Annotated in this window: 3 rRNA genes; all 3 read right to left on the bottom strand. The window is 55.3% G+C overall.

The features are described 5' to 3' along the window. Window positions 1-34: 34 nt before the first annotated feature. Window positions 35-151: ribosomal RNA gene (gene rrf / locus INT51_RS21815) — 5S ribosomal RNA — on the bottom strand. Between the two features lie 120 nt (window positions 152-271). Continuing rightward, window positions 272-3,335 (bottom strand): 23S ribosomal RNA (locus INT51_RS21810). A 372-nt stretch (window positions 3,336-3,707) separates the two neighbouring features. Beyond that, window positions 3,708-5,226 (bottom strand): 16S ribosomal RNA (locus tag INT51_RS21805). Together the 16S, 23S and 5S rRNA genes form the textbook arrangement of a ribosomal RNA operon. Window positions 5,227-5,357: the final 131 nt, after the last annotated feature.

The following is a 5,357-nucleotide window of genomic DNA, read 5'->3' as shown; positions in this document are numbered from 1 at the left end:
AGGGTCTCCAGCACTCTCCCACTCCCACAAAGATGTCCGGCGGCGACCTACTCTCCCACACCCTTCCGAGTGCAGTACCATCGGCGCAATCGAGCTTAGCTTCCGGGTTCGGAATGGAACCGGGCGTTTCCTCGACGCTATGACCGCCGTAACACGGCGAGACCCAACCAGCCCAGAACACACAGCCACCCCACGAGGGAAAGCAGAGTGTCCCGGAGTTGTTTCTCCAGAACCACACAGTGGACGCGAACACACAATAAGACAAAGAAGTGTTGTTAAGTCATCGGCCATTAGTACCAGTCAGCTCCACACGTTGCCGTGCTTCCACATCTGGCCTATCAACCCAGTCATCTGCTGGGGGCCTCTCACACCCGAAGGTGTATGGATATCTCATCTTGAAGCAGGCTTCCCGCTTAGATGCTTTCAGCGGTTATCCCTTCCCGACGTAGCCAACCAGCCATGCTCTTGGCAGAACAACTGGCACACCAGAGGTCAGTCCATCCCGGTCCTCTCGTACTAGGGACAGGACTTCTCAAATATCCAACGCGCGCAGCGGATAGGGACCGAACTGTCTCACGACGTTCTAAACCCAGCTCGCGTACCGCTTTAATAGGCGAACAGCCTAACCCTTGGGACCAACTCCAGCCCCAGGATGCGACGAGCCGACATCGAGGTGCCAAACCATGCCGTCGATATGAGCTCTTGGGCAAGATCAGCCTGTTATCCCCGGGGTACCTTTTATCCGTTGAGCGACACCCATTCCACAATGAGGTGCCGGATCACTAGTTCCTGCTTTCGCACCTGCCCGACATGTCTGTCTCGCAGTCAAGCTCCCTTGTGCACTTACACTCAACACCTGATTGCCAACCAGGCTGAGGGAACCTTTGAGCGCCTCCGTTACTCTTTAGGAGGCAACCGCCCCAGTTAAACTACCCATCAGACACTGTCCCTGATCCGGATTACGGACCGAGGTTAGGAATCCAGAACGACCAGAGTGGTATTTCAACAATGACTCCACACTCACTGGCGTGAATGCTTCCAAGTCTCCCACCTATCCTACACAAGCCGTCCCGAACACCAATATCAAACTATAGTAAAGGTCCCGGGGTCTTTCCGTCCTGCTGCGCGTAACGAGCATCTTTACTCGTAATGCAATTTCGCCGAGTTCGCGGTTGAGACAGTGGAGAAGTCGTTACGCCATTCGTGCAGGTCGGAACTTACCCGACAAGGAATTTCGCTACCTTAGGATGGTTATAGTTACCACCGCCGTTTACTGGGGCTTAAATTCTCAGCTTCGATCCGAAGATCTAACCGGTCCTCTTAACCTTCCAGCACCGGGCAGGCGTCAGTCCGTATACAGCGTCTTACGACTTCGCACGGACCTGTGTTTTTAGTAAACAGTCGCTTCTCCCTGGTCTCTGCGGCCCTCAAGGCTCTCACCTCTCGGGCCCCCCTTCTCCCGAAGTTACGGGGGCATTTTGCCGAGTTCCTTAACCACGATTCTCTCGAACGCCTTGGTATTCTCTACCTGATCACCTGAGTCGGTTTAGGGTACGGGCGACCGTATTCGTCACGCTGGAACTTTTCTTGGCAGTACAGGATCACTCACCTACGCCCATACGGGATCCCCATCACGTCTCACCCAATACGGCACAGCATTACCTGTGCTCGGGCTGCTCGCTTAGACGGACTATTCCATTAAGTCCGCGATAGCTACCTCTCTGCGTCATTCCTCGCGCTGACCTACTACAACCTTGGTTCCCAGCCTCGCGAACCTCCACACCCCGAAGGGTATGGGGAAAGCTCGGGTGGTTAGCATCGACTGCCTCGGTATGGGTCCTCCTACGATCGGTTCGGGAATATCAACCCGATGTCCATCGACTACGCCTGTCGGCCTCGCCTTAGGTCCCGACTAACCCAGGGCGGATAAACCTGGCCCTGGAACCCTTGATCAATCGGCGGACGGGTTTCTCACCCGTCTTTCGCTACTCATGCCTGCATTCTCACTCGTACAGCCTCCACCACTGGGTTCCCCCGCGGCTTCGCTGGCTGTACGACGCTCCCCTACCCATCCAGACACTAGGTCTGAATGACACAGCTTCGGCGGTGTGCTTGAGCCCCGCTAAATTGTCGGCGCAGAATCACTTGACCAGTGAGCTATTACGCACTCTTTCAAGGGTGGCTGCTTCTAAGCCAACCTCCTGGTTGTCTCAGCAACTCCACATCCTTTTCCACTTAGCACACGCTTAGGGGCCTTAGCTGATGTTCTGGGCTGTTTCCCTCTCGACCATGAAGCTTATCCCCCACAGTCTCACTGCTGCGCTCTCACGTACCGGCATTCGGAGTTTGGCTAAGGTCAGTAACCCGGTGGGGCCCATCGCCTATCCAGTGCTCTACCTCCGGAACGAAACACGCAACGCTGCACCTAAATGCATTTCGGGGAGAACCAGCTATCACGAAGTTTGATTGGCCTTTCACCCCTATCCACAGGTCATCCCCTCCATTTTCAACTGAAGTGGGTTCGCGCCTCCACGCGGTCTTACCCGCGCTTCACACTGCCCATGGATAGATCACTTCGCTTCGGGTCTAGAGCCGGCGACTGAACGCCCCGTTCAGACTCGCTTTCGCTACGGCTACCCCACACGGGTTAACCTCGCCACCGACCACTAACTCGCAGGCTCATTCTTCAAAAGGCACGCCGTCACCCCTCAAGGCTCCGACGGATTGTAAGCGCACGGTTTCAGGTACTATTTCACTCCCCTCCCGGGGTGCTTTTCACCTTTCCCTCACGGTACTTGTCCGCTATCGGTCAAGAAGAAGTATTTAGGCTTACCAGGTGGTCCTGGCAGATTCACACCGGATTTCACGGGTCCGGTGCTACTCGGGAACAGCGTCACGCCATGTATCAGTTTCGTCTACGGGGGTCACACCCTCTACGCCGTCGTACTCAACACGACTTCGACTACCAACACACGTCCACGTCGATCCGCCGGCAGACGGATCAGACACGTCCCACAACCCCCAACCTGCAACCCCTGCCGGGTATCACACAGACCAGGTTTAGCCTCTTCCGATTTCGCTCGCCACTACTCACGGAATCACTATTTGTTTTCTCTTCCTGCGGGTACTGAGATGTTTCACTTCCCCGCGTTCCCTCCACACCACCTATACATTCAGTGGCGGGTACCGCGACATGACTCGCGGTGGGTTTCCCCATTCGGACATCCTCGGATCACAGCTTGGTTGTCAACTCCCCGAGGCTTTTCGCAGACTCCCACGTCCTTCGTCGGCTCTTCTTGCCAAGGCATCCACCGTGCGCCCTTTAAAACTTAAGACAACACTACAAAGACACAAAATCTTCAAAATTGCTTACAATGATGCTCGCGTCCACTATGTAGTTCTCAAGAAACAACCCCACACCAACACCAGCCCGCAACCGCGGCACCAGCATCAGGGAGGACCAGCCACACACCCCTCACCACCTCCCACAGGAAGATCGAAAAGGGGCCGCGTGCAGCCTCACAACCCAATAGCGTGTCTCCACCTCGAACCACCCGACACACCCTCGTTCCACACCCCAAAAGGAGCGGTACTAGAAGCCATGCCGGCTGATGAAGTGCCGATTCGTTGATGTTCCACCCTTGAGCAACCATCCCCACCACACTCGGGCAGGAAAATGGCCACCAATATATGGTGATGCTCCTTAGAAAGGAGGTGATCCAGCCGCACCTTCCGGTACGGCTACCTTGTTACGACTTAGTCCCAATCACCAATCCCACCTTAGACAGCTCCCTCACGAGGATGGGCCACTGGCTTCGGGTGTTACCGACTTTCGTGACTTGACGGGCGGTGTGTACAAGGCCCGGGAACGTATTCACCGCAGCGTTGCTGATCTGCGATTACTAGCGACTCCGACTTCATGGGGTCGAGTTGCAGACCCCAATCCGAACTGAGGCCGGCTTTTTGGGATTCGCTCCACCTCACAGTTTCGCAACCCATTGTACCGACCATTGTAGCATGCTTGAAGCCCAAGACATAAGGGGCATGATGATTTGACGTCGTCCCCACCTTCCTCCGAGTTGACCCCGGCAGTCTCCCATGAGTCCCCGCCATTACGCGCTGGCAACATGGAACGAGGGTTGCGCTCGTTGCGGGACTTAACCCAACATCTCACGACACGAGCTGACGACAACCATGCACCACCTGTGAACCAGTCCGAAGAAAGCCACATTTCTGCAGCCGTCCGGTCCATGTCAAGCCTTGGTAAGGTTCTTCGCGTTGCATCGAATTAATCAGCATGCTCCGCCGCTTGTGCGGGCCCCCGTCAATTCCTTTGAGTTTTAGCCTTGCGGCCGTACTCCCCAGGCGGGGCACTTAATGCGTTAGCTACGACGCGGAAAACGTGGAATGTCCCCCACATCTAGTGCCCAACGTTTACGGCATGGACTACCAGGGTATCTAATCCTGTTCGCTACCCATGCTTTCGCTTCTCAGTGTCAGTAATGGCCCAGAGACCTGCCTTCGCCATCGGTGTTCTTCCTGATATCTGCGCATTTCACCGCTACACCAGGAGTTCCAGTCTCCCCTACCACACTCTAGCCTGCCCGTACCCACCGCACGCCCGAGGTTGAGCCTCGGGGTTTCACGGCAGACGCGACAAGCCACCTACAAGCTCTTTACGCCCAATAATTCCGGATAACGCTTGCGCCCTACGTATTACCGCGGCTGCTGGCACGTAGTTAGCCGGCGCTTCTTCTGCAGGTACCGTCACTTTCGCTTCTTCCCTACTGAAAGAGGTTTACAACCCGAAGGCCGTCATCCCCCACGCGGCGTCGCTGCATCAGGCTTTCGCCCATTGTGCAATATTCCCCACTGCTGCCTCCCGTAGGAGTCTGGGCCGTGTCTCAGTCCCAGTGTGGCCGGTCGCCCTCTCAGGCCGGCTACCCGTCATCGTCTTGGTGAGCCATTACCTCACCAACAAACTGATAGGCCGCGAGTCCATCCCTCACCGAAAAACTTTCCAACAACCACCATGCGGCGGAAGTTCATATCCGGTATTAGCCTCAATTTCTCGAGGTTATCCCGAAGTGAGGGGCAGGTTACTCACGTGTTACTCACCCGTTCGCCACTAATCAGACCGTGCAAGCACGGTCATCATCGTTCGACTTGCATGTGTTAAGCACGCCGCCAGCGTTCATCCTGAGCCAGGATCAAACTCTCCATGAAAACATAGAAAAATCCTGACAAACAACAAACAACCAGCATTTAACTGCTGTATCATCCGTTAAAATTTGCCATCAAAAAATAATGGCATCAACAAACAGACACGCTATTGAGATATCAAGCAACACGCGCAC

The sequence above is a fragment of the Brachybacterium sp. FME24 genome, from assembly GCF_014897705.1.
In the GTDB taxonomy this organism is placed as follows: domain Bacteria; phylum Actinomycetota; class Actinomycetes; order Actinomycetales; family Dermabacteraceae; genus Brachybacterium.
Note: the sequence above shows the minus strand (reverse complement) of the source record. Positions and strands in the feature narration are given on the sequence as shown.